This window comes from Sporosarcina sp. AD_1 (assembly GCF_057373025.1).
In genome coordinates this window covers 33,450-55,528 of sequence record NZ_JBPVIR010000003.1, presented here as the reverse complement: position 1 = coordinate 55,528, position 22,079 = coordinate 33,450, and the positions used below count along the sequence as shown (strand labels likewise).

The 22,079-nt window shown below is 46.8% G+C and carries 28 protein-coding genes; 18 read left to right on the top strand and 10 right to left on the bottom strand.

The window, feature by feature from the left end; all coding sequences use genetic code 11:
* Positions 1-101: 101 nt before the first annotated feature.
* Complete coding sequence (locus ACSW3C_RS06405) at positions 102-1,046, top strand: nuclease-related domain-containing protein (protein ID WP_486561617.1); 945 nt, start codon at positions 102-104, stop codon at positions 1,044-1,046.
* A 55-nt stretch (positions 1,047-1,101) separates the two neighbouring features.
* Here the strand turns inward: ACSW3C_RS06405 and ACSW3C_RS06400 are convergent, their stop codons facing one another.
* Positions 1,102-1,398, bottom strand: coding sequence for a hypothetical protein (locus tag ACSW3C_RS06400; RefSeq protein ID WP_486561615.1), 297 nt, complete (start codon positions 1,396-1,398; stop codon positions 1,102-1,104).
* 72 nt (positions 1,399-1,470) lie between these two features.
* Between ACSW3C_RS06400 and ACSW3C_RS06395 the strand changes: the two genes are divergently transcribed.
* The 10 genes from ACSW3C_RS06395 to ACSW3C_RS06350 all read left to right on the top strand — a co-directional run bounded on the left by ACSW3C_RS06395 (position 1,471) and on the right by ACSW3C_RS06350 (position 9,494).
* A complete protein-coding gene (locus ACSW3C_RS06395; RefSeq protein ID WP_486561614.1) occupies positions 1,471-2,169 on the top strand; it encodes an ABC transporter ATP-binding protein in 699 nt (232 codons plus the stop codon).
* Positions 2,159-3,424: an ABC transporter permease gene (locus ACSW3C_RS06390; protein WP_486561612.1), complete on the top strand. Its 1,266-nt coding sequence runs from the start codon at positions 2,159-2,161 to the stop codon at positions 3,422-3,424. Before ACSW3C_RS06395 ends, ACSW3C_RS06390 begins: the two co-directional genes overlap by 11 nt.
* Positions 3,425-3,531: 107 nt before the next feature.
* Entirely contained in the window at positions 3,532-4,488 is a 957-nt protein-coding gene (locus tag ACSW3C_RS06385) for an HD-GYP domain-containing protein (RefSeq protein WP_486561610.1), read from the top strand.
* Positions 4,458-4,916 carry an NUDIX hydrolase gene (locus ACSW3C_RS06380; protein WP_486561608.1) on the top strand — a complete coding sequence of 153 codons (459 nt, stop codon included), beginning with the start codon at positions 4,458-4,460 and terminating at the stop codon, positions 4,914-4,916. Before ACSW3C_RS06385 ends, ACSW3C_RS06380 begins: the two co-directional genes overlap by 31 nt.
* 103 nt (positions 4,917-5,019) lie before the next feature.
* Complete coding sequence (gene fumC, locus ACSW3C_RS06375) at positions 5,020-6,402, top strand: class II fumarate hydratase (RefSeq protein WP_486561607.1); 1,383 nt, start codon at positions 5,020-5,022, stop codon at positions 6,400-6,402.
* Positions 6,403-6,404: 2 nt separating this feature from the next.
* The gene (locus tag ACSW3C_RS06370; RefSeq protein ID WP_486561605.1) at positions 6,405-6,824 is read left to right on the top strand and encodes an HIT family protein; all 420 of its coding nucleotides are present in this window, start codon (positions 6,405-6,407) and stop codon (positions 6,822-6,824) included.
* A 66-nt stretch (positions 6,825-6,890) separates the two neighbouring features.
* Positions 6,891-7,391 carry a PCYCGC motif-containing (lipo)protein gene (locus tag ACSW3C_RS06365; RefSeq protein WP_486562100.1) on the top strand — a complete coding sequence of 167 codons (501 nt, stop codon included), beginning with the start codon at positions 6,891-6,893 and terminating at the stop codon, positions 7,389-7,391.
* A gap of 159 nt (positions 7,392-7,550) precedes the next feature.
* A complete protein-coding gene (locus ACSW3C_RS06360) occupies positions 7,551-7,871 on the top strand; it encodes a YrdB family protein (RefSeq protein WP_486561603.1) in 321 nt (106 codons plus the stop codon).
* A 70-nt stretch (positions 7,872-7,941) separates the two neighbouring features.
* Positions 7,942-8,508, top strand: a complete 567-nt coding sequence (locus tag ACSW3C_RS06355) for a TetR/AcrR family transcriptional regulator (protein WP_486561601.1) — start codon at positions 7,942-7,944, stop codon at positions 8,506-8,508.
* A gap of 53 nt (positions 8,509-8,561) precedes the next feature.
* Entirely contained in the window at positions 8,562-9,494 is a 933-nt protein-coding gene (locus ACSW3C_RS06350) for an SDR family NAD(P)-dependent oxidoreductase (protein WP_486561599.1), read from the top strand.
* 51 nt (positions 9,495-9,545) lie between these two features.
* Here the strand turns inward: ACSW3C_RS06350 and ACSW3C_RS06345 are convergent, their stop codons facing one another.
* The 3 genes from ACSW3C_RS06345 to garR are packed head-to-tail and all read right to left on the bottom strand — an operon-like array spanning position 9,546 to position 13,228.
* The gene (locus tag ACSW3C_RS06345; protein WP_486561598.1) at positions 9,546-10,895 is read right to left on the bottom strand and encodes a GntP family permease; all 1,350 of its coding nucleotides are present in this window, start codon (positions 10,893-10,895) and stop codon (positions 9,546-9,548) included.
* A 19-nt stretch (positions 10,896-10,914) separates the two neighbouring features.
* Positions 10,915-12,378 (bottom strand): four-carbon acid sugar kinase family protein, encoded by a 1,464-nt coding sequence (locus ACSW3C_RS06340; RefSeq protein WP_486561596.1) that lies wholly within the window; start codon positions 12,376-12,378, stop codon positions 10,915-10,917.
* A complete protein-coding gene (garR, locus tag ACSW3C_RS06335) occupies positions 12,335-13,228 on the bottom strand; it encodes a 2-hydroxy-3-oxopropionate reductase (RefSeq protein ID WP_486561594.1) in 894 nt (297 codons plus the stop codon). The genes ACSW3C_RS06340 and garR overlap by 44 nt, the downstream gene beginning before the upstream one ends.
* A 145-nt stretch (positions 13,229-13,373) precedes the next feature.
* Between garR and ACSW3C_RS06330 the strand changes: the two genes are divergently transcribed.
* The gene (locus tag ACSW3C_RS06330; RefSeq protein ID WP_486561592.1) at positions 13,374-13,985 is read left to right on the top strand and encodes a GntR family transcriptional regulator; all 612 of its coding nucleotides are present in this window, start codon (positions 13,374-13,376) and stop codon (positions 13,983-13,985) included.
* 202 nt (positions 13,986-14,187) lie between these two features.
* A complete protein-coding gene (locus ACSW3C_RS06325) occupies positions 14,188-14,721 on the top strand; it encodes a DinB family protein (RefSeq protein ID WP_486561590.1) in 534 nt (177 codons plus the stop codon).
* 47 nt (positions 14,722-14,768) lie between these two features.
* Here ACSW3C_RS06325 and ACSW3C_RS06320 read toward each other — a convergent pair whose 3' ends face one another.
* The 3 genes from ACSW3C_RS06320 to sigV all read right to left on the bottom strand — a co-directional run bounded on the left by ACSW3C_RS06320 (position 14,769) and on the right by sigV (position 16,650).
* Complete coding sequence (locus ACSW3C_RS06320) at positions 14,769-15,047, bottom strand: hypothetical protein (protein ID WP_486561588.1); 279 nt, start codon at positions 15,045-15,047, stop codon at positions 14,769-14,771.
* Between the two features lie 233 nt (positions 15,048-15,280).
* Positions 15,281-16,156, bottom strand: a complete 876-nt coding sequence (rsiV, locus tag ACSW3C_RS06315; protein ID WP_486561587.1) for an anti-sigma-V factor RsiV — start codon at positions 16,154-16,156, stop codon at positions 15,281-15,283.
* Positions 16,153-16,650, bottom strand: a complete 498-nt coding sequence (gene sigV, locus ACSW3C_RS06310; protein WP_238079276.1) for an RNA polymerase sigma factor SigV — start codon at positions 16,648-16,650, stop codon at positions 16,153-16,155. The genes rsiV and sigV overlap by 4 nt, the downstream gene beginning before the upstream one ends.
* A gap of 330 nt (positions 16,651-16,980) precedes the next feature.
* Here sigV and ACSW3C_RS06305 point away from each other — a divergent pair, with 330 nt between their 5' ends.
* The 5 genes from ACSW3C_RS06305 (at position 16,981) to ACSW3C_RS06285 (ending at position 20,140) form a co-directional block, all read left to right on the top strand.
* Positions 16,981-17,655: a Dph6-related ATP pyrophosphatase gene (locus ACSW3C_RS06305; protein ID WP_486561585.1), complete on the top strand. Its 675-nt coding sequence runs from the start codon at positions 16,981-16,983 to the stop codon at positions 17,653-17,655.
* Between the two features lie 21 nt (positions 17,656-17,676).
* Positions 17,677-18,306, top strand: coding sequence for a tetratricopeptide repeat protein (locus ACSW3C_RS06300; RefSeq protein ID WP_486561584.1), 630 nt, complete (start codon positions 17,677-17,679; stop codon positions 18,304-18,306).
* Complete coding sequence (locus ACSW3C_RS06295; RefSeq protein ID WP_486561582.1) at positions 18,303-18,872, top strand: hypothetical protein; 570 nt, start codon at positions 18,303-18,305, stop codon at positions 18,870-18,872. Before ACSW3C_RS06300 ends, ACSW3C_RS06295 begins: the two co-directional genes overlap by 4 nt.
* A 4-nt stretch (positions 18,873-18,876) precedes the next feature.
* Positions 18,877-19,440, top strand: a complete 564-nt coding sequence (locus tag ACSW3C_RS06290) for a hypothetical protein (RefSeq protein WP_486561581.1) — start codon at positions 18,877-18,879, stop codon at positions 19,438-19,440.
* Positions 19,441-19,585: 145 nt separating this feature from the next.
* The gene (locus ACSW3C_RS06285; protein ID WP_486561579.1) at positions 19,586-20,140 is read left to right on the top strand and encodes an integrase; all 555 of its coding nucleotides are present in this window, start codon (positions 19,586-19,588) and stop codon (positions 20,138-20,140) included.
* A gap of 50 nt (positions 20,141-20,190) precedes the next feature.
* Here ACSW3C_RS06285 and ACSW3C_RS06280 read toward each other — a convergent pair whose 3' ends face one another.
* The 3 genes from ACSW3C_RS06280 to ACSW3C_RS06270 form a co-directional block, all read right to left on the bottom strand.
* Positions 20,191-20,385 (bottom strand): hypothetical protein, encoded by a 195-nt coding sequence (locus tag ACSW3C_RS06280; protein WP_486561578.1) that lies wholly within the window; start codon positions 20,383-20,385, stop codon positions 20,191-20,193.
* Between the two features lie 33 nt (positions 20,386-20,418).
* Entirely contained in the window at positions 20,419-20,745 is a 327-nt protein-coding gene (locus ACSW3C_RS06275) for a nucleoside triphosphate pyrophosphohydrolase (protein ID WP_486561577.1), read from the bottom strand.
* 142 nt (positions 20,746-20,887) lie between these two features.
* Positions 20,888-22,057 (bottom strand): class I SAM-dependent methyltransferase, encoded by a 1,170-nt coding sequence (locus tag ACSW3C_RS06270; RefSeq protein ID WP_486561575.1) that lies wholly within the window; start codon positions 22,055-22,057, stop codon positions 20,888-20,890.
* Between the last annotated feature and the right edge of the window lie 22 nt (positions 22,058-22,079).

Here is a 22,079-nt window from a genome sequence, read left to right as displayed (position 1 = left end):
CTTGAAATCCTCATTTTGATAATCAAAACAACATCAAATCCTCGATTTACGGATTTTGAGTAATAGAGAAACTTTGGTATGGTGCAATCGAGGTGAGGAAAATGATATATAAGAAGAGGAAAGAACCAGCTACGTTGCAAGCTTTGAGAAAGTTATTAAGAAGATTACCGGAGACACATGAGAAATACGGTTATGTATCTGAGGATTTTAGGAGGAGGGCAGCGGGCTTTTCGGGGGAGTCCTATTTTGATAAGCATATTAATGAGTTTCGACCATCCTATCCCTACGTTATACTTCATGATGTTTGCTTAAAGCAGAATGGCATTTACTTTCAAATGGACTCATTGTTAATTACTCCCACTGGAATCTTCATTTTTGAAGTGAAAAACTTAGCAGGAAAAATAATTGTAAAATCTGATCCTACTCAGTTTATTCAAGAAAACTTGAATGAAAGAAAAGTACTTCAGAATCCCATTTTGGAACTGGAGCGCAAGGAGATATTCCTTAAGCAGTGGCTATTAGAAAGGGGGATTGATTTGCCGATCATCGGTATTGTTGTCTTGGCTTATACAAACGAAATTATCATGAATGAACAACCTGCCAAGCAAGTTGTAATTACACAGGATGTGCCAATCCTTTTGTACAATCAAAGGCTCGAGCAAGAGATTATTACCTCACAGCAGATTCGAGAGATAGCAAGTGTAATGGTTGTTGAACATCAAGAGTATGTACCGGAACCCCTATTACAAATGTTTGGGATCCCATTGATCGGTATTTTGCCTGGTGTTATCTGTCCGAATTGCTTTCATTTCGGTATGAAAAGACTGCTCAGAAGATGGAGTTGCAGTAATTGTGGATGCACATCTACAGATGCTCATCTGGAACTGATTGAGGATTGGTTGGTTTTGGTGGAAAGGAAGCTAACAAATCAACAATTTAGAGAGTTTGCATGTATTCAAGACACTCATGTTGCTAAAAGGCTTCTTCAAAACTCGGGACTCACTATGTACGGAGTATCTAAAGATGCTTACTATTACAGGAACTAGTGATCAACAAGAAAGGTTGAATATTTAACTGAACGCCAGAAAGTCGAAACGAACGCTAGAAAAAGCAGCTGAACGCCAGAAAGTCGAAACGAACGCTAGAAAAAGCAGCTGAACGCCAGAAAGTCGAAACGAACGCCAGAAAAAGCGACTGAACGCCAGAAAGTCGAAACGAACGCCAGAAAAAGCAGCTGAACGCCAGAAAGTCGAAACGAACGCCAGAAAAAGCAGTTGAACGCCAGAAAAACGAAACGAACGCCAGAAAACACGTCCGAACGCCAGAACCGCAGCCCAAACGCCGAATAATCAATCCTCCCAGCACCCCCAACCCACCCATTCTTAAGAAATTCTTCATTTTCCCCCTCACTCCCTCTTAAGATTCGCCGCCTATACTAAACCTACAAATGAAATAAATGGAGGTTGCAGGATGATTGAGGTTCGGGAGTTGTATCATTCGTTTAAGATTGGCAAGAAGGGCAAGGAGAAGGACGTGCCGGTGCTGAAAGGGTTGAATTTTTCGATTCAGAAGGGCGAGATTGTTTCGATTGTAGGACGGAGCGGGTCGGGGAAGTCGACGTTGCTGCATATATTGGCGGGGTTTTTGACGCCGGATCGGGGAACGATTCGGGTGGATGGCACGATGACGACCTCTTATTCGGAGGCGGAGCGGGCGGCGTTTCGGCTTTCGACGTACGGGTTTATTTTTCAGAACTTCCAGCTGATGCCGGGGTTGACGGCGTTTGAGAATGTGGAGTTGCCACTTAAGTTGAGCGGGGTGGATCGGGCCATCCGGAAGCAGAAAGTGAAGGAGCTGCTTCCGATCGTTGGATTGACGGACGTGCAGCATCATTATCCGAATGAGTTGTCTGGTGGGCAGCAGCAGCGGGTGAGTATCGCGCGTGCGCTTATTACGGATCCGCCGATTATTTTCGCGGACGAGCCGACGGGGAGTTTGGATTCGGAGACGGAGCAGGATATTTTGCTGTTGATTCAGTCGTTGAATAAAACCCGCGGGATTACGTTCATTATCATTACGCATGACGACACGGTGGCGGAGACGGCCAATCGAATTTATCGCATGCACGATGGTGAATTGAAGGAAGGAGGCGTGACCCATGCAGTTTAAGGATCAACTGGATTTTGTCCGGCAGCATATTAAGAAGAATAAGTTGCGCGTGTTCATGACCATTCTGGCTGCGACTATGGGAACGGCCTTTCTAATCGTTCTTGCATCTGTCGGCTTCGGGATTCATGATACGATGCGAAAAGAGATTTTGGATAATCGCGTCGTAAATGAAATTGAAGTGTATTCGGATCAAATGGACGAGTCGACAGTCGAGAAACTGAAGAAACGTGACCATGTCAAAGCAGTTGTATATCGGCAATCCATGAACCTGCAATCTACGACATCCCTAGATGGCTTCGAGGGAAGCCAGCAGCTCATCATCACTGATTTTAAAGAAGAGCAGAAAGTAGGCTTTGCCCTTAAGGAAGGGCGTCTTCCGCAATCCGCAAATGAGGTTGTGGTCGGCAGTCATTTTGCCCAGAATCTGATAGAGCCGGGTGAGGATCCGGAGTTGCCTGTCACGTACGATGGTAAGCTAATTGGAAAACAGTTTACGTATCAGATGGGGTTATACGAGGCGAAAGATTTATTCCCTGAGGAGACGACGTTTACGATTGTCGGTATTGCAAAAGAACCTGCGAAAGATTGGATTCAGGATGCTAATATCTATGCGGATGCAAGCATCATCCCTTCTTTCAATCAAATCTACAAGGCCAATGTCGAAGAACAGGATGGCGATTTGTTTTATGGCAACGTCAAGTTGTATGCTGACAAGCTGGAGAATGTAAAGACTGTGAGCAACGCATTGAAGGAAGAGGGATATTCTGTCTACTCTATTGCTGACCAGCTGGAACAGATTGATGTGTTTTTCCTTGCGTTCAAAGCAGGCCTGGTGTTTGTCGGAACCATCGCCATCTTGATTGCTTCGATTGGTATTTTTAACACAATGACGATGGCTGTGACGGAACGAACGCGTGAAATCGGCGTCATGAAAGCGATCGGCGCAAGCCCAAAATTAATTCAGCGGCTTTTCTTAATGGAGAGTGCGTGGATCGGCATTTTAGGGACGGTGATCGCAATCATCCTATCGTATGGCATCAGTTATATAGCAAATTTGGTCTTGCCGATGATTGTCTCGGCTGCTCTTAGTGAAGAGGATCTCGGTGGGTTGGATGTTACATTTTCCATTATTCCATGGCAGCTCGTACTCATCGCCTCCGCTATCAGCATTACAGTTGCAATGGTTTCAGGGTGGCGTCCTGCGAGAAAAGCGACCAAGATCGATGTCATTCAAGCCTTGAGGCAAGAGTTATAATAAAATAATCTATTAATTCTAAAAACATGATAGCCAGCCCTGCCCTCCTCCTGTATAATGAAGAAAAATGGGATATACAGTCGAATTATGACGGGCGGAGGGTGCCGATGAAGGGGAAAATGAGGAAGGTCTGTCAGCAGGAAAAGAGCAGTCTCCCTGTGCTATATCTGTCTTCTGGAACGGTTACGCTGATGGAGAGTCGTCAAAATATCGCGGAAGCACTTTTTGCTTTGCCGCCGGGCGGCTCGTTTTGCGCGCAATATAATTCAGATCATGCCACGGTGGAGCGGTATACGTTAATTAACGGTGCGATGGATTATGAGCATGAAGGCAGTAGGCGGAGAATGACAATAGGAGAGACAGTTGATGCCTCCCAACATGCCAAAGTGATTACGTTCTACGCGTTGACGGACGCAGAAGTGGTGATCCATATGGATGCGCCCTTCTATGAAAAAAATTTCTTTGAAATGCAATTGCTTCAGCGTGAAATGGATGCAGTGGCCCAGGTCGACGGCTATACGTATCAGCACTGTGATCGCATTAGGCAATACGCCATTGAAGTATGGAAGAAGTTTGATCAGCCTGCGGCCAGCTTAAAGCTGATGAGGTGGGGAGCTTACTTCCATGACCTCGGGAAATTGGCAATTCCGCCCGACATATTGAATAAACCAGGAAAACTCACGCCGGCGGAATGGGACATTATGAAATCCCATTCGCAGAGAGGGGCGGACATGCTGCGGAATCATCCGGTGGAATGGCTGAGAGAAGTCGCCTATATCATAGAGCAGCACCATGAACGGTATGATGGCAAAGGGTATCCTTTTGGCTTGAAAGGAGATGAAATCTCCTTGGAAGCGGCCATTGTCTCTGTAGTAGATGCCTTTGACGCCATGACGACGGATCGTGTCTACAAGAAAGCCATGCCCGTGGAAAGGGCTTTGGAGGAATTGGTGGCAGGAAAAGGGGAACAATTCAACCCGGATGTGGTGGACGCTTTTGTGGAAGTCATAGAAGAGAAGAAGGGCGAGATTGGATGGACTATGTTCAAGCGATGCGAAAGCTGATTGGCCAGCGACCTCTGCTGACGGTAGGCTGTGGCGTCATTTTGACGAAAGATCATCGTATTTTGCTTCAGCACCGCGTAGATGAGGATAATTGGTGTATACCGGGTGGCGTGATGGAAATCGGGGAAACGTTTGAGGAAACAGCCAGGCGGGAGACATTTGAAGAGACGGGTCTTCACGTGAATCACTTGCAGTTGTTCGGCCTTTATTCAGGTGATGCCTGTTTTGTCACCTATCCGAATGGAGATGAAACATATAGCGTCCAGGTGATCTTCATTACATCCGATTTCAGCGGCAGTCTCCACCAGAGCGGGGAGGAAAGTCATGCCCATCAGTTTTTCGGAAAAGAAGAGCTGCCTTTAAATATAAACCCGCGTCAACGACAATTCATCGAAGAATGGGCAGCAGGAAAAAATTTCATAGAATGACGACGGAGACCTGGGAGACCGGGTCTTTTCATTTTATTTCCCAGACAAAAAGGTGCATGATAGAAAGAGGAGTTTCATTCTATTTTCGAAAGGCGGAGGAAGTATGGAATATCGTATCGAGCATGACACGTTTGGAGAAATTAAAGTTCCGGCGGAAAAGCTATGGGGTGCCCAAACCCAGCGGAGTAAACAAAACTTCAAAATCGGCGGCGAACGGATTCCACTCGGAGTCATTCGTGCGTTTGCACATCTGAAGAAGTCGGCTGCCATCGCAAGCCATTCGTTCGGAAATCTGTCCGAAGCGAAAATGAAGGCGATTGTCGCGGCAGCGGAAGAAGTGCTGGAAGGCAAATGGGACGACCATTTCCCGCTCGTCGTCTGGCAGACCGGAAGCGGAACGCAATCGAATATGAATATGAATGAAGTGTTAGCGAACCGAGGTAACCAACTGCTTGAAGAATGGGGAGAGGAAGAACGCCTCCATCCGAATGATGATGTAAATAAATCCCAAAGCTCCAACGATACCTTCCCGACAGCTCTGCATGTGGCGGGTGTTATCGCGGTGGAACGTGACGTATTGCCGGCAATCGCCGTGTTAAAAGAAACACTCGGAAAAAAATCCGAAGCATTCATGGATGTTATTAAAATCGGCCGAACGCATTTACAAGATGCGACGCCTCTTACGCTTGGACAGGAAATCAGCGGGTGGCACCGGATGCTGGAAAAGACCGAGCGCATGCTGAAGGATAGCGTTCAATCGATGAAGGAGCTTGCTATTGGCGGAACTGCGGTCGGAACAGGTTTGAACGCACCGAAAGGCTTCGGAGACAAAGTGGCAGAGGAAATTTCGAAATCGGTCGGTATCGAATTCACGTCCGCATCGAATAAATTCCATGCCCTCACTAGCTATGATGAAGTCGTCTACACACATGGAGCCCTCAAAGCACTGGCGGCAGATTTGATGAAAATCGCAAATGACGTTCGCTGGCTGGCAAGCGGTCCGCGTTCAGGCATTGGAGAAATTACGATTCCTGAAAATGAACCGGGCAGCTCCATCATGCCGGGGAAAGTGAACCCGACACAAAGTGAAGCGCTGACAATGGTCGTTGCACAAGTTATGGGGAATGACGCGACAATCGGCTTCGCGGCAAGCCAAGGAAACTTTGAATTGAACGTATTCAAGCCGGTCATCATTTACAACTTCCTGCAATCCGCGAAGTTGCTCGCGGACGGTATGCATAGCTTTAATGACAACTGTGCAGTCGGCATCGAGCCAAACCGCGAGGAAATTGATCGCAAAGTGAAGAACTCACTCATGCTCGTAACTGCATTGAATCCGCATATCGGTTACGAAAATGCGGCTAAAATTGCGAAGACGGCTCATAAGGAAGGCACAACATTGAAAGAGGCGGCGCTCAAAACGGGTTTATTGACGGAAGAGCAGTTCGATGAATATGTCGATCCGTCCAAAATGATCGGCCGGTAAGCATGGAGAATACACATTGCCCCTATTGCCATCTGACAGATGATCCCGAGCAGCAGATACTATTTGAAAACGAGACGTGCGCTTATATACAGAAGGCTTCCGAGCAGACCATCCTGGAAGGCAGCGGGTTAATTGTCCCGAAACGTCATGTCCCAGATGTTTTCGGGCTGTCGGAGAAAGAATGGCGGGATACGCAAGAGCTGCTTTTGAAAGCGAAGGCTTATTTGGAAGAGCGGTATGGCCATGAAGGTTATTCCGTTGGTTGGAACACGGGCGAAGTCGGGGGCCAGTCCATTATGCATGCGCACTTGCATGTGATTCCGCGTTTTACAGATGAGCCGTTTGCGGGAAAGGGAATCCGGTATTGGATCAAACAAGACAAAAATGCACGGAAAATGCATGGAATGTCCACAAAGTTGTAACCCTCTTGCACCCGGAACTCCGTTATGATGGAAGGACATTACAATATAAAGGAGTAGACATGATTGATGAAAAAGCTCATGCCTATCATAGTGATACTTGTGCTTGTCCTTTCCGCATGCGGAGACAAGTCGAAAGATAACGGTTCTGCCCATGGGGAGATGGAAGTGGGTCATGAAAAGCATTTGCCGAACGGCGATTTACAGGAAGTGACGGAATCTGCAGCGGTTCTGCCGAAGTTCTTGGATGACAAACCGGAAGATATGCGGCTTGTGTATCAAGTGGCAGCTAATGCTGAAGATGTCTTAGCTTACATGCCTTGCTATTGCGGTTGTGGTGAAAGCGCGGGTCACGGGAGCAATCTAAATTGCTTCGTTGATGAAATTCGCGAAGATGGATCTGTTGTCTGGGACGATCACGGCACTCGTTGCCTCGTCTGCCTGGAAATTGCGGCGAAATCTGTGCAAATGAAGCAAGAAGGCAAGTCAATGAAGGAAATTCGTGAATACATTGATAGCACATATAGTGACGGTTATGCTGAACCAACCGACACACCGATGCCAGCGTAAGATGATTGGTGTTCTCGGCAAGTCTAAACAAAGACTTGCCGATTTTTTTGTTTATTGTACCTTTTCGGTTGCACGAGAGAAAACAAGCGAATATACTTAATTGAACAGTGGTCAAATAAATGTTGGGAGGTGATTTACATTCTAGTAGGGTTGCAAACAATGAACATCATGCTGCGCTTTCTGTTAGAGCTGCTTGGGCTGGCCATCTATGGATATGCAGGATATAAACTTGGCACAACGCCAATGATAAAATTCGGATTATCCATAGGGCTGCCTTTCAGCATTGCAGTCATCTGGGGATTATTCGGTTCTCCGCAAGCAGCAGTACAGTTACCAGCGAGCCTTCATGCAGTTCTGGAGGGCGTTGTTTTTCTAACCCCAGCAGTGTTGCTTCTATTTATTGGGAAAGGAGCACTTGGATGGGGGTATGGGGTCTTGGTTGTAGGGAACCGAATCTTCATATCAGTTTGGGAGCAGTAGGCGCTTCTTGCGAAAATCGTGCGTTTGTTTTACTCTTTATTGAACAGTGGTCAAGCAAGGAGGAGCTCAAATGTCTGCAAGAAGAACGGCAAATGAAGAACTGTCGAGGGAGGCCATACTGGACACGGCCCGGCAGTTGTTTATTGAAAATGGATATGACAAAACATCGATGAGGCAAGTGGCAACCGAATTAAAGTGCAGTCATGGCGCCATTTATTATCATTTCAAGAACAAGGCGGATTTATTTCAAGCGGTCGTCTCACATGATTTTTCGAAGTTAGATATTCTGATTGATGAGATCATGGCAACTGACTCGCAGCCTCTGGAAAAATGCCGTGCGATTCTATTAAAGTATATCGAGTTCGGCCTTCAAAATAAAAGCCATTATGAAATGATGTTCATGCTGAAGGATCAAGAAGTGCAAGGCTATTTGCAGGATCATCCGAATCAAAGCTATGAAAAGTTTGCGGACGCCTTGCATTTGCTGACGTATGGGCAGATGACCATTAAAGATATGTGGTGTCTGTTTTTATCGTTGCATGGATTTGTATCGTATTATTGCTACACCTCCCAAACATTTGACGATGTGCAGGTTTTAGCGGAGGCGCATGTGGCTTTCTTGATGAAGGGGATGTAATGGTCCCTTTTTGAATTTAATTGAACGGCGGTTAATTAAAAGGAGGAATAACAATGAAAAAAGTGATTGTCCTTGGAGCTTCAGGAGGAATGGGATATTCTCTTGTCAATGAATTGACTGGAAGAGGTATAGAGGTAGTTGCATTTGCAAGAAACGAAGAGAAGCTGCAGTCACTGTTTGCTTCAAATCCACTCGTCAGAATCCAGCCTGGGGATGTACTGGACAGGGAAGCGGTGTATAAGTCGACAGCAGGAGTCGATGCCGTTTTCCACTCCGTGAGCATTTCCTATGAGCAGTGGAATGAAAAACTTCCGCGCATTATGAAGAATGTGATGAATGCGGCGACAGGTCGTAAGCTTGTCGTAGTGGACAATGTCTATGCATACGGCAGGCAAGATGGCAAAAGTGTTTCAGAGGAGACCGAGAAAAACCCGCACACAAAAAAGGGGAGGCTGCGCTTGGCGTTGGAGCAGGAGCTAAAAGCATCCGAAATTCCTTATATCGTTGCTCATTTTCCAGACTTCTACGGACCCGGAGCGGAGAGTACGATTCTCCATCATACATTGAAAAGTGTTCTATTAAATAAAAAAGCTGGGTATGTCGGCAGTTTGGAAATCCCGCGAGAATTCATTTATACCCCGGACGGCGCGAAGGCGCTTGTAGAACTGGCGATGAACGAGAAGACATACGGCCAGAACTGGAATATTCCCGGCGAGCGTCTGGTGACGGGAAATGAAATCGTCGATATGATCCGTAGTCTGACTGGCTATGATAAAAAAGTCAGTTCAGTTACAAAGCCGATGATCCGGTTAGCTGGTCTTTTCAATCCATTCATGCGGGAATTCCTCGAACTGTCCTATCTATATGAGAAACCATTCCAACTCGATGGCGGCAAATATGAGAGGGAAATCGGACCTCTGCCGAGAACATCTTACAAAGAAGGGCTAAGGCAGACAATTGCTTTTCAAGCGGGTGCAGTGAAATAAAAAAAGCCGGTAAGGGAAGGGAATGCCTTCTCTTACCGGCTTTTTGCAACATCAGATGCCTGGCAAGATGCCGCTTAGCAAACTGAGTAGGTAGACCATGGCAAGCGCAGTCAGGCCGGCGATGAAGCCGCCGACAGACCAGGCTTGAATCGTTTGGGGAATCGTGAGACGCCCGAATTTATTAACAACCCAGAAGCCCGAGTCGTTCGGCAAGGACAATCCGATTGCCCCTGCACAGATAGCAAGCCCGAGTAAAATCGGGGAGGCGCCAAGTTCGACGGCCATCGGTCCCAAAATCGAGGAAGTCGTAACGAGCGCGACTGTTGCGGAACCGAGGGAAGCCCGTAGAATCTGAGAAAAAATGAATGCCAGAACAAGTACTGGAATGCTCCATCCTTGCATCGTGCCAATCAAGTAATCACCGATGCCGCTTTGGTTTATGACGGCGCCGAATGCTCCCCCTGCGCCGGTAACGAGAATAATCATCCCGGCGGAGTTGATGGCTTCGTCATAGAGATCCTTGTATGGAACGGAAATATAAGGGCGCAATACAATAAGCGCGACAATTACACTAATGAGCAAGGCAACGTTTTTATCACCGATGAACCCGAGTATATGGGATAATGTCCCTTCCTCCAGCCATAATTGGGTCACGGTGTTTAATAGGATCAAAATGATCGGCAAGCCGAGCATGAAAAACGACAAGCCAGTGGAAATTTCTTTCCGCGGTGCAGCGACCGGATCGGCAATCATTTCTTCTTCCGGAACATCTGCGTCCGTTTTGATTCGCTTGCCGATGAATGTGCCGTACAAATACCCGCCCACCATAGCGGCAGGAATTGCACAAATGATTCCATACAGAATGAAGAGGCCGAGATCTGCCCCCGTGTTTTCCGCGACGACGAGCGGTCCTGGCGTCGGTGCAATCATACTGTGGGAGACGATCAAACCGATCCCGAGTGCCGTAACGAAAGTGACAATCGAGATGCCAGTTCTTCTGGACAAGCTTCTGACTAATCCGCTCAAAATGACAAATGCAGCGTCAAAGAAAACGGGAATCGAAACGGCGACCCCTGTCAAGGAAAGTCCTGCCGCCGACCGTTTGATGCCGAACACACGCAACACGGCTTGGGCAATCTTCTCAATTGCACCCGAAACACCTAAAAATTGTCCGAAGACGACGCCGAGACCGATGAGGATTCCGACGCCAGTTAATGTATTCCCGAAGCCTGTTGCAACAGTTTTCGGAATATCCGCAAGCGGGAAGCCGAGTGCCAGGGCAGCTACGAGAGCCACGCTGATCAGTGAAATGAACGGCTCCACTTTTAATTTGAGAATCAAGAAAAACAATGCGGCCAACGCCAGGAGGAAAATCACAATGAGCATATTGCCTTCAACCATTTCATAACCCCTTTTCTCTTTAAGACTCCAATTCTTGAACAACTTTCTTTAATGTATCAACTTCTCCGACGTTACCCGGGAAGATAATATAAGGGATGCCGGGGAAACGGCTCTCCGGACCTGTCTGCCAAACAGGAACACCAGGAGCGACCTGCCCCATCACTTCCGCTTTCTTCACACCTAACCCTTTTGTCCCGACATCACTTGACGTGATGCCGCCTTTGGCAATTACATAGGATGGGCTCGGATTACAATTGTGGACAAACTGCGTCATCGCATCAGAAATGGAAACGGACAAAGCCAGCTCTTCCTCTTTCCGGCCTTCTCCCAAATCGAGCCGCTGCCGGGATGTGTAAACACAAACCGTCTGACCTTCACGGATTTTCTGATTGATGAGTTGCTGAATGCGCACTTGTTCGTCTGTAAACTCATTGCCGTTTTGGACGAGATGGCAATCAAATTCGATGAAATGAATGCCCGATACTTGACGAAGCTCATTCAGCTGATCGGTCGTCTTCTGCACATGGGAGCCGACGATGATCAATCCGCCGTTGCTGGAGGCTTCTTTGACCAGTTCGCTCTTGGTTAAATACGGTTTGCTTGAAACGTCGCCAATGACTTTCGTAAAGGAAGCAGCCGTACGGAATAAAAACCGTTTTCCTTTGGCAATCGCCTGCAAGAGGGCAATAGAAAAGGCTTTGACATCGTCTTCAGAGACGGCGTTGACGACTACTTTTTGAAAGCCATTCAGACTGAGTAATTTATCAACAATTGAATCAATCGAGAGCGAGCGCAATTCCTCCAAGGAAATGGATACAACGTTATCAGCCGGATAAGCGCCTTCGGTTTTTTCGGCAACCCATTGTTTCAAATCGCTGCTTTGGAAGCCGAACATCCGGTCTTTCGCGAATTCAGTCTCTCCGGCAGGCACATAGTCGCCGCGTTGCTTAACGTAATGGATATCACCGATTGTCTCCCGGCCGCCTTCTTTAAAGAATGGCAAAATAATCTCTCCGTCGATCGCTTGTCCCATATTGCTTTCCAACGTTCCGCGCAATACTTCCGTTTCGAGCGGGTAGTGGCCGCGCAACGTGGAATCCCCGCGGCTGATCAACAGGAAGGGGAGCTCCATTTCTGTAGAAACCTTCGCAATCCGTTCAGCTATATCCGTATGCACTTTTCTTGTCTCAACAGCCGAAAAGGATCTCGAGTTAGTTAGCAGAAACACCATTTGGCGTTCTTCTCGGAATACGGCACGGATCGTCTCCAGTGACCAGTCTGTATAGACCGGAATGCCATGCACGGTCTGGACACCCGTTGGATCATCATCGAGCACAATGATTTTGTGAGTAAATGAAGGACGTTCCTGCTTCCATAACTTTTCAAGTTCTTCGCCATAGTGCGGGAGCTGCTGGACTTGTTCCGCTATATTCGTCACGTCACTTCCCGCCTTTCGGCACTTCGAAGTTCGCCAGCTTCTCATAATACTGGATGACGCCCGAATGGTCATCTGTCGCTTTGCCATCCACTTTAAGTGCATGGAACATTTCAAGGACATTTGATGTGAGCGGCATCGGTACGCCAATGTCACGGCCTGCGTTTACGACATTCGTTAAATCTTTCATATTAATATCAATCCGTCCGCCCGGTGCAAAATTGCGTTCCAGGATCAGCGGAATCTTGGCATCGAGTACTGCACTGCCAGCAAGTCCGCCGCGGATCGCTTGGTACATTTTTTCAATATCAACGCCAGCTTTCGCAGCGAGCACGACCGCTTCGGACATGGCAGCCATCGTGACGTTCACTAGGATTTGATTCGCGAGCTTTGTCGTGGAGCCGCTTCCGCTTCCGCCGACATGTGTTACATCGGTTCCCATTGCTTCCAGCACAGGACGACTTTTCTCAAGAGCTGCTTCGTCACCGCCCACCATAATGGACAGAGTGCCGTCCTCTGCTTTCGGCTGGCCTCCGCTTACAGGTGCATCGAGGAAAGAAGCGCCATATGCCTTCAATTTCTCTGCGCAGGCAACTGAGTCGACAGGGGATACCGAGCTCATATCAATGACAATGGAACCCGCCTGCAAACCTTCCGCGACCCCTTCAGGGCCAAATAATACGTGTTCCACAATTTTTGCATTCGGCAGCATCGTAATAATGAAATCGCTTCCATTTGCTGCCTCTCTTGGCGTTTTTGCCTCTTGTGCACCCTCTATAACAACGGCCTTTCGTGCTTCTTCATTCACGTCGAATGCGCGAACTTCAAAACCGGCCTTAAGCAAATTGAGGACCATCGGACGGCCCATGATTCCTAGACCAACAAAACCAACTTTCATGGGAAAGCCTCCTTCGTATCTATCGAATTGCAATTTGAGTATACAACAATAATTCTGACTTGTATACAATGTGATTATACTTGCATACAATATCCTATTCTTGTCCATCATCCTGTATACTATGGATAAGAACAGGGGGTGCGACATGGAACAGCATGCGGGAACCGCACAGTTGCTGGCGTACGAAACGATTCGGGAGCAAATTGTCACGGGTTCATACCCCGGCGGCATGAAGCTGGTGGAGGAACGATTAGCCGAGGAGATCGGAGTGAGCCGAACTCCGATTCGTGAAGCCATCCGCCGCCTGGAGCAGGAAGGATTGATCAAACGAAAAAAAGTGATCAAACCGACAGAACAGGACATGCGCCACATTTTCCAAATGAGGATGCTTATTGAAAGCCATGCCGCCAAGATGGCTGCGACGTACATGCTTGAAGAGGACATCGAGAAATTAAAAGCCTCCATTGAACAAGCAAAAACCGGGACACATGATGAGATTGTGAAGGCGAATAAACGATTCCATGACTTAATTGTCAAGGAAAGCCGGAACCCGATCATGATTGAAACCGTTGATAAGATGCAATCCATCATCTATTTATTCAGTAGGGCTGTTGTCTTCCATAAACGCCCGTTTTTGCTCGAGGAGCATGAACAAATTTGCGAGGCCATCCGTGATCGGGAAATTGAAGAAGCCGGGCGGTTAATGGAGAAGCATTTGGAAGCAGATTTGGAGTTCACTTTAAATATCGTCAAATAGGGTCGGTTTGATTCATTTTGGAGTAAGCCAAGAAGGCGCTAAGTCGCTTTGATTGACAAAGTTACATTCACTTTTCTGAATTTGTGCGTAGGACTTTAAATTTCCTGCAAAAGGGTTTATGATGTGGGAATGAATTTGGACAACCGGTGCATAGTTGTACCGGAGGACACTCTATTTCATTAGCAAATGAGGGAGAGATGAAATGGTTTTCGAAGGCAATAACAAAATCCGGAGAAAAATCTATCAGGCACTCGAAGGATTAACTGATGAGGAATTTAACGGCAAACCATCTGGCGGCGGCTGGTCCCCTAAACAGATCCTGGAGCATCTGACGTTGATGGAAACTTATATAGCAACAAAGATAATGAAGGAAATGAAAAACCCGGATAGCCTCCGGGCTTCTAAAAAGCTCATCCTTTTGGCGAGCGATCGGGTCGTAAACGTGAACCTGCCGGAGCAGACACATCCGACGGACCACTATAAAACAATTGCAGATTTGAAGGAAGAGCTTCATAATTCTAGAATCTATCTGCTAGACGTATATGATGCCAGCTGCAAAGATGCATTGCGGGACAAATCATTTGCCCATCCGAACTACGGGCATCTCCCGCTCATCCAATGGTTTCCGTTCATTGGACTTTACGAGAAATGCCATTTGAAGCGTCTTCGGAAAACAATTGACGAATTGAAAATGGAGAACCGTCCTTTCGAGCCAGTCGGCGGACGGAACGACTAATCCCAATGCGAATGAGGCATTGGGATTTTTTTATGGGAATTTGTATATTAGGAAAGCCAAAATCCGATTACGAGAGTGGACCACATTACCGTGAAGCCTGCTATCGGGATAGTCACCACATTGAACAGGAGGTTAGCGGAGTTGTTGCGAATATCCGATTTGATGGCAAGCACAATAGCTGAGATGGCAAATAGATACGAGAACACAGCCCCGGTGAAAAACCAAAACATGGAGCGACCCGTCCAATAATAAATGTCTTGGAAAAAGTGGCTGAAGAGACCGCCGATGACCGCCAATAAAAGAGCGATAGGAGCAGCGTATTTCAATTCAATCCCCCCTTTGTCAATCAGTAGTAAAGAGACGTTTTGTAAGCCTGTTCGGTTCCAGTGAATTGTAGCGAAGCGGTGATCCATTCAAATTACCCGGTGATAAGAACGATTCAGCCGGTGATAGAGCGAGTTCACACGGCGAAGCTATTTCCTGCCTTAACTCTAATGAACAACAGATTCACTACACTTCCACATAAAAAATCCCCATGCACAATGCACGGGGATGCTTATCAATGAATATAAACATCACTCACCAAGTAGTCTTGAATCACGTTGGTTGGAATTTCAAATGTTACGATTCCCATATAGCCGGGGGCCACTTCGTATTTATCGAAGGAGATAATGAGTTTGCCTTCGTCGCTAATATAGAAGGATTGATCGGGTTTGATTGTCGTGAAGCCGTCAGCGTATTCATCTTCTGCTGTGAAATAGGAGATGTTGTCGTCTGCTTCCATCTGCCGTTTCATCTCTCCTGCAATGTAGTTGTTAATTGCTTCGATATATTGATCGTTTTTGAAGAGGCTTGGCAAGGTGATCAAGATATTGTCCACCTTATCCACTGTGTCATATTTCATGACAGTGGAGGAAGATCCGACGGTATTGACTTCATAGCGAGCGATGGAAAGAATGCGGTCATTGTCCGTTTTGACTTCATAGCCGACGTCCATTCCCATATGGCCGCCTCCTGCTTTCTCCAGTTCGGCGATGTCTTTTTGGAACTGCTCGTATAATGCTTTGTTTTCTTTCAAATATTTTTCATTCAAAGCAGCTTCCAAATCCTTATCGCCAAGTCCTGTGATGCCCGGGGTGGATACGTCTGCATCATATGTTTTTTCTTTAAATGAAATCTGCTGGACGGTTAACACTTCAACAAGTGAACCGAGAACCGGCACTTTCGCCATGGCCTTAGCCAAATCAGGGCTGACATTGATGCTTCCGACGAAAAGGGCAGCCGCCGCAGCTGTGCCAATCAACCAGTTCCTCATGACTGGCCGTTTCGCTTTTTTCTGTTTCGCTTCACGGATCGATCGCTTTACTACACCCGCCAGCTCCTCTGGAATGTCCACAGATTCGTATTCCTTTTTTAATTCGTCAAATTTACTCATACGTTGTACTCCTCTCCCATTTCCACTCGTAACTTCCGCAAAGCCGCATATAACCGGGTTTTCACCGTGTTTACATTGTCTCCCGTGATAGCGGCAATTTCATCGATTTTCAGGTCCTCAAAAAAGCGTAAGATGATGATGGTTTTATGCACGGCAGGCAACTCATCAATTGCATCCCGCAAGTCGAGGTCGGCCTTGCCATCTGTAGAGGCAGGAAGATGCGTACCTAGAATTTCATCATCCATGACAGAAATCCGCCCGTTTTTACGCAGAAAATCAATGGCTGTATTCACGACGATCCGATAAAACCAGGTCTTCAGGTATTTCACTTCCTCCAGCCGGTCCACTGAGCGGAGAGCTTTCAAGATCGACTCCTGCACGATATCCAGTGCATTGTCCTTGTTTTTTACATAGCTATAAGCAAGTCGGTAGTGGGCTTGCTGGTGTTCCACAATAAAATCCTCTACCAATTTGAATTTTTCATCTTTTGTCATGACAAATCAAATCACCTTCTATAGAAATAACGCCAGCGCGCTTGCGTCTCATTAAATTGGACGGAGTGGGAAGGGAAATAGTTTGGAGCTATTAAATCATAATTAGTGAATTATTAACGTAAGGCTCATGGTATAATTTTCTTACAATTAGCTCGGAGGAAAAGTGAAAACGTGAGATTCTCTTTATTTCTTGCCATGTGTAACTGACTTTATTATAGGCGTTAAGCATGCAAATGCAGGAATGGGATATGTCGAAGTAAACACCATTGCCATTCCATCTGATGCTAGAGAAAGAGCAAATGAACTTATGAAACAGGAGATGAGAAAAAAATGAAGGATTTGAAGTTGGAAAATCGGCAATTTGTCGCCTCGTGGAGCGGCGGAAAGGATTCGGCACTCGCTTTTTACCGTGCAGTTGAGGCAGGGGGCGAACCGAAACGGATATGGACGATGTTTGAGACGGATGAGGAGCGTTCCAAATCACATGCGTTGCCTTTTGCGGTAGTGCAAGCGCAAGCGGAAAGCATTGGGGTTCCGTTCATGACACGGGGCTCTGACTGGAAAGGATACGAAGCACAATTTCTTGATGCGATGAAAGAATGTGTCGACCATGGCGTTACGACTGGAGTCTTCGGTGACATTGATTTGGAAGACCATTTGAAGTGGGTGCAGCAGACGTGCGCCAAAGTCGGCATGGAGGCTGTGCATCCATTATGGATGGAGCCGCGCAGGGCGTTGCTGGAGGAATTCGTTCAAGCCGGATTTGAAGCATATATTGTGGTAGTGAATACTAAAATGATGCCTGCAGAGTTCATCGGCCGGGAATTCACAATTGAACTAATGGATGAACTTGAAGCGCTCGGAATTGATGCTTGCGGGGAGTCAGGTGAATTTCATACAGTGGTCGTCGATGGGCCGATCTTTAGCAAGCGGGTGCCGATCATGTTTAAACAGCAGCATGAACGGGACAGCTATGTATTTCTGGAAGTGCAGCTGGAAGCATAACGATAGAAAGGGGGAGGGGAAATGGACGTCAAACAAGCGCTGGGGGAAGCGTTTCGACTTTTTGACGAGGGCGAGCTAGAGCAAAGTGAATCGATCTACCGGCAATGCCTAGAACAGGCGGAAAACAGAGAGGACGAACAGAGTGCGTTGCATGGACTTGGCTTTGCCCTTGCGATGAAGGAAGAGTGGCATGAGGCACTGGCATGCTACGAGAAATTGCATAGCTGGGCAGTGGAAGAGGGCAATATTTCAGATGAAGCGATTGCACTTCATCAAATTGGCATGGTCCATCGAATGCGCGGTGCATATGATCTTGCGACAGAGGCGTTTATCCAAGAGCTTGCACATCGCAAAGCAAAAATGCCAGAAGATCACGTTGGCTTTTCCGCTGTCGCTTATGAGCTGGGTCTCATAGCATTGATTGAAAAACGGATTCAGGAAGCGTTCCGCTATCTTGAGGAAGCCTTGCGGGAAGGCGAACTTGCCGGTTGTGGCATTTGTATCGGGTGTGCTCATCGAGGGCTTGGCCAAACATATAGCGAAACAGGGGAATTGGAGCAATCGCGCAGTCATTTCATTCGGAGCGCTGAAGCGTTTGAAAAGGGTGGAGATGCACGGGCCGCCGCCGAGGCAAGGAGTTTGGCAGAGTGAAGCGGATCCTGTTCCTTTGTTTATTGGTGCTTACACTGCCCACGGTTGGAGCATGTCATGGATCAGGTTACTCCACAATTCAACTGGGAACCGTGCAGGCAGACGAAACAATGGAAGCCACTGACGTCGTTCCCTTTCGAATAGAAGGAACATTACCGGAAGGCGAAACGTATGTTTTCACGATAGAACATTACAGAGATGGGCAAAGCCTAGGGGACTCATTGTTGACATTTGGGGATTTGACAGCGAAAGAGGATATGGTGTTCGGCGTAACAAGTGACCTCCAGCAAGACAGTTTGACGTTTTCCTTTCAGAAACCGAATGAAACTACCTCTATAACAATCGATGGGACTGCCGAATTTGGTGCTATCGGAACGATGCTAAAAGGCAAAATAGATATTCCGCTTGAAGAACCTGTCTATATCGCGTACTGGATCGGATCAGACGATGGGACATTTCATTTTTCCTCTCCGAATGAAGAAGGGTATGCTTCATTAGTAAAAAACAAGCAATGTTATCTCGTGAAGGTGGAACGCCAAAAGTGGTCCAATATGAACCGGGAGTGAGGCAGTGAAAAAATTACAGTTATCTGTCTTAATGAGTTTGGCGCTGATACTAAGTGGCTGCGCTGTGAATGGAAAGATGTACATTAAGGCGAGCGTGGTAAACGATGAAACGGACAATGCCATGAAAGTGAATAATGTACAGCTTTCACTTTACGGGAACTTGGAGGAGAATGAAGAGCTGGTATTCACAGTCGAGCAATATGACGAAGGAAACGAGATAAGCGATCCGATTATCCTTCCGTTGGCAGGGAATCTGAAGGACTACCGAAAGATGAGCTTTATTGTGGAGAATGACATCTTTGAGGAACAGCAAACGTTATCACTGGGACCGGCAGATGAAATGGAATCCGTGATCCTGGATGGGCTGTATGACAGTTATGGAGGGGATACACTCCATGATGGAAAAAAACAACTCCACCTAGATAAACCGATTTATCTAGCTTTCTGGGCCGGCTCACAAGATGGCCGAATCTTCGTTGTGCCGAAGCGGGCTCCTGGTGTAGAGCCCCTGAAGGAGAACGGCCTACTCTTTCTCCTGAAGGTCGAACGGAAGAAGAAGGCTGACTAGCATGGCAAGCGACCAAGCGCCCGTCTGCTTGAAAGCCTTTTTTTATTTTCATATAATGAACTCCTTGGTTTTTATTAACTAGTTTATATACCCGCTGCAATAGACTGTGAAACGTAAAAGAATGTAAAGGAAGTCAGGGGAGAGAATGAGAAGACCAGCTCGGCAGATTCAGGATGTAGTGGAACAAACGATTCGAGATGTGGAAATGGAGGTCGCGGTGAAGCAGGAGGCGACAGGGGTCAATATGATGTATGATTTCATCAAACATGAAATCCTGATCGATATGGAACGCATACGAAAGGCGTACGGGGAACTTCTTGAATCGATGCCTTTCGAAACGTATATCCGCACATTGACCATTCATGAACTCGGCCATGCAATGGACCGGGAAGCGTTGCTTGCCTCGTTGGACCGCGCTGTGGAAATTATTAAAGCGAAGAAACAGGTTTGTGCGGAAAATCGCGATCGAGATTTGCCGTTCCTGGAAATGCTGATTGAAGAGCATGAACGGGACATCGTCTTTGAAGAGACGGCTTGGGTAAATGCAGAACTGTTGAACCGTTACTACGAGATTATTGATTGGCATGATTTCTTGAAGGTGAAGGAGCATAGCTTGGCCTCCTACCAGACGTCCTATGAAAAGGATTTGGCCGTCTATCAAGAGAGGAAAGTCACGCAGGATTCAGTAGCTATCATTTAATTATTATTGCAAAAAGACCGTCTGCCGATTATCGGTGGCGGTCTTTTTGGTCAGGTAGAACTAGAGTGGGAAGCCTCAGCCTTTTTTATTCTTTTAAAATGAACCCAAGAAGAGAATAAGGCGATGACGATGCCTGCCGAATGCATTTTAATAAAAATGGAAGATTGCTCGATTACCACTAAAACGGTACCGAGAATAAAAAACAGCAACATCCCCAGCATGGCGTAAAATAATCGTCTCTCCAATGACTTCACTCCTTAACTCAACTATTTTTCTGGTTATGCTTCCTCCACATCCACCAAAAAAATACGTTCTTCAAAACCGCCACGCTTCTCTGCTTTTTGCGCACGGATCTTTTCCAGCTCATCAAATGAGATTTCATAGTAAGAAGCAGCTGCATGAATGAGCTCAAGTAGATCAGCCATTTCCTCGATGGCATCCTCGGCATTTTCGGCCGCTTCGTATTCGGCCAGTTCTTCGTGCATTTTCTTGTTCAGTTCCGTTATGTACTCCTCTTCGCCGAGGATCCGGGTATGGCATACTTGGCCGGCATCCTGAATGATTTTTGGAATGAGATCTCGAACAAGTTTATTGTATGTCGGCATAATACCACTCCTATTTCATTAGGCTATTGCCTACATTCTACAAAAGGAATGCATGCTCCTTCACGAACTGTGATGTTTGGAAACTCTATTTGATATTGATTACTTAAGTGCTCGGTTGCCGGCCAAGTGATCATCCAGCACCTCAAGAGAGGAAACCATAATTCCTTAACTCCTTTTCAAGAAACGGTTTGGCGTGAAGCATGTCGCGGAAAGCTTCATATCTGCCAACGTCTGCGCTTGCCGGTGTCTTGTGGGTTCGATAGGCACGGATCAGGATATTCTTTGGTGTATGTGCCAGATCAATGAATTCAAGTAACTGGGCATCGTAGCCGACAAGGGTGAGCAGTTCCGCCCGGATCGAATCGGTTGCAAGTGCGGAAAAACGCTCTTTCATCAATCCATGCTGCAACATGACGTCGAGTTCAGGCGCAGCCACTTGGGAAAAGAGTTCATGCTGGCAGCACGGGACGCTTAAAATGACTTCGGCTCCCCATTTTACTGCACGGGCAAGGGCCATATCCGTTGCTACGTCGCACGCATGCAACGTGACGACCATGTCGACCGCCGTTTCCTCGTTGTAGTCATTGATATCCCCGACAAGGAACTCCAGCTGTTTGTAATCGAGATCCTGGGCGATACGGTTGCATTCTTCAATGACTTCCTTTTTTAAATCGAGTCCGGTAACCCGGATGTCGAGCCCTTTTTCGATATGCAAATAATGATACAGGGCGAAAGTGAGGTAGGACTTCCCGGAGCCAAAATCTAGAATCCGCACAGTTCGGTCCTTTGGCAAGTGCTCGAGCGCATCGTCAATAAATTCAATAAAGCGATTGATTTGCCGGAATTTATCATACTTCTGCTTTTTCACTTTGCCTTCTGCTGTCTGTACGCCTAACCGGATCAGAAATGGGTAAGGAGTAGATTCATCCAATAAGTAATTTTTCTTTCGGTTATGGGATAGATCCGCCACCTTGCGTTCCGTTGTTTTTTCTGATTTCCAAGAGACCCTGAATTTTTTGGAAAGCTGAATATGTACATTCTCCTCAGTAAATTCGACTTGCATTTGCTTAAATTGCTCCATCAGCTGTTGAACTGCAGTACGGATATCGCAGATTTTTACGTTTTCATGCTTGAGGATCCGTTCATAATGATATTCGAATTGGATATGCAGTTCGTTTCTTATTTCAACAGGCTTGAGCTTTACTTTAGACAAGCCTTCCGATTTATGGCGTGGCTGGCTGGCGGTTGCCCGGATCAGTTGGCCGTTTGACAGCCGTTCCGCCAGTTCGTTGATCAATTGTTCAAATTCCATTTAGGTTGACTCCTTTACGGTC

Coding starts and splice junctions, on each gene's coding strand:
- ACSW3C_RS06405 (WP_486561617.1), top strand. CDS start 102: ATGATATATAAGAAGAGGAAAGAACCAGCTACGTTGCAAGCTTTGAGA.
- ACSW3C_RS06400 (WP_486561615.1), bottom strand. CDS start 1,398: ATGAAGAATTTCTTAAGAATGGGTGGGTTGGGGGTGCTGGGAGGATTG.
- ACSW3C_RS06395 (WP_486561614.1), top strand. CDS start 1,471: ATGATTGAGGTTCGGGAGTTGTATCATTCGTTTAAGATTGGCAAGAAG.
- ACSW3C_RS06390 (WP_486561612.1), top strand. CDS start 2,159: ATGCAGTTTAAGGATCAACTGGATTTTGTCCGGCAGCATATTAAGAAG.
- ACSW3C_RS06385 (WP_486561610.1), top strand. CDS start 3,532: ATGAAGGGGAAAATGAGGAAGGTCTGTCAGCAGGAAAAGAGCAGTCTC.
- ACSW3C_RS06380 (WP_486561608.1), top strand. CDS start 4,458: ATGGACTATGTTCAAGCGATGCGAAAGCTGATTGGCCAGCGACCTCTG.
- fumC (WP_486561607.1), top strand. CDS start 5,020: ATGGAATATCGTATCGAGCATGACACGTTTGGAGAAATTAAAGTTCCG.
- ACSW3C_RS06370 (WP_486561605.1), top strand. CDS start 6,405: ATGGAGAATACACATTGCCCCTATTGCCATCTGACAGATGATCCCGAG.
- ACSW3C_RS06365 (WP_486562100.1), top strand. CDS start 6,891: ATGAAAAAGCTCATGCCTATCATAGTGATACTTGTGCTTGTCCTTTCC.
- ACSW3C_RS06360 (WP_486561603.1), top strand. CDS start 7,551: ATGAACATCATGCTGCGCTTTCTGTTAGAGCTGCTTGGGCTGGCCATC.
- ACSW3C_RS06355 (WP_486561601.1), top strand. CDS start 7,942: ATGTCTGCAAGAAGAACGGCAAATGAAGAACTGTCGAGGGAGGCCATA.
- ACSW3C_RS06350 (WP_486561599.1), top strand. CDS start 8,562: ATGAAAAAAGTGATTGTCCTTGGAGCTTCAGGAGGAATGGGATATTCT.
- ACSW3C_RS06345 (WP_486561598.1), bottom strand. CDS start 10,895: ATGGTTGAAGGCAATATGCTCATTGTGATTTTCCTCCTGGCGTTGGCC.
- ACSW3C_RS06340 (WP_486561596.1), bottom strand. CDS start 12,378: ATGAGAAGCTGGCGAACTTCGAAGTGCCGAAAGGCGGGAAGTGACGTG.
- garR (WP_486561594.1), bottom strand. CDS start 13,228: ATGAAAGTTGGTTTTGTTGGTCTAGGAATCATGGGCCGTCCGATGGTC.
- ACSW3C_RS06330 (WP_486561592.1), top strand. CDS start 13,374: ATGGAACAGCATGCGGGAACCGCACAGTTGCTGGCGTACGAAACGATT.
- ACSW3C_RS06325 (WP_486561590.1), top strand. CDS start 14,188: ATGGTTTTCGAAGGCAATAACAAAATCCGGAGAAAAATCTATCAGGCA.
- rsiV (WP_486561587.1), bottom strand. CDS start 16,156: ATGAGTAAATTTGACGAATTAAAAAAGGAATACGAATCTGTGGACATT.
- sigV (WP_238079276.1), bottom strand. CDS start 16,650: ATGACAAAAGATGAAAAATTCAAATTGGTAGAGGATTTTATTGTGGAA.
- ACSW3C_RS06305 (WP_486561585.1), top strand. CDS start 16,981: ATGAAGGATTTGAAGTTGGAAAATCGGCAATTTGTCGCCTCGTGGAGC.
- ACSW3C_RS06300 (WP_486561584.1), top strand. CDS start 17,677: ATGGACGTCAAACAAGCGCTGGGGGAAGCGTTTCGACTTTTTGACGAG.
- ACSW3C_RS06285 (WP_486561579.1), top strand. CDS start 19,586: ATGAGAAGACCAGCTCGGCAGATTCAGGATGTAGTGGAACAAACGATT.
- ACSW3C_RS06275 (WP_486561577.1), bottom strand. CDS start 20,745: ATGCCGACATACAATAAACTTGTTCGAGATCTCATTCCAAAAATCATT.
- ACSW3C_RS06270 (WP_486561575.1), bottom strand. CDS start 22,057: ATGGAATTTGAACAATTGATCAACGAACTGGCGGAACGGCTGTCAAAC.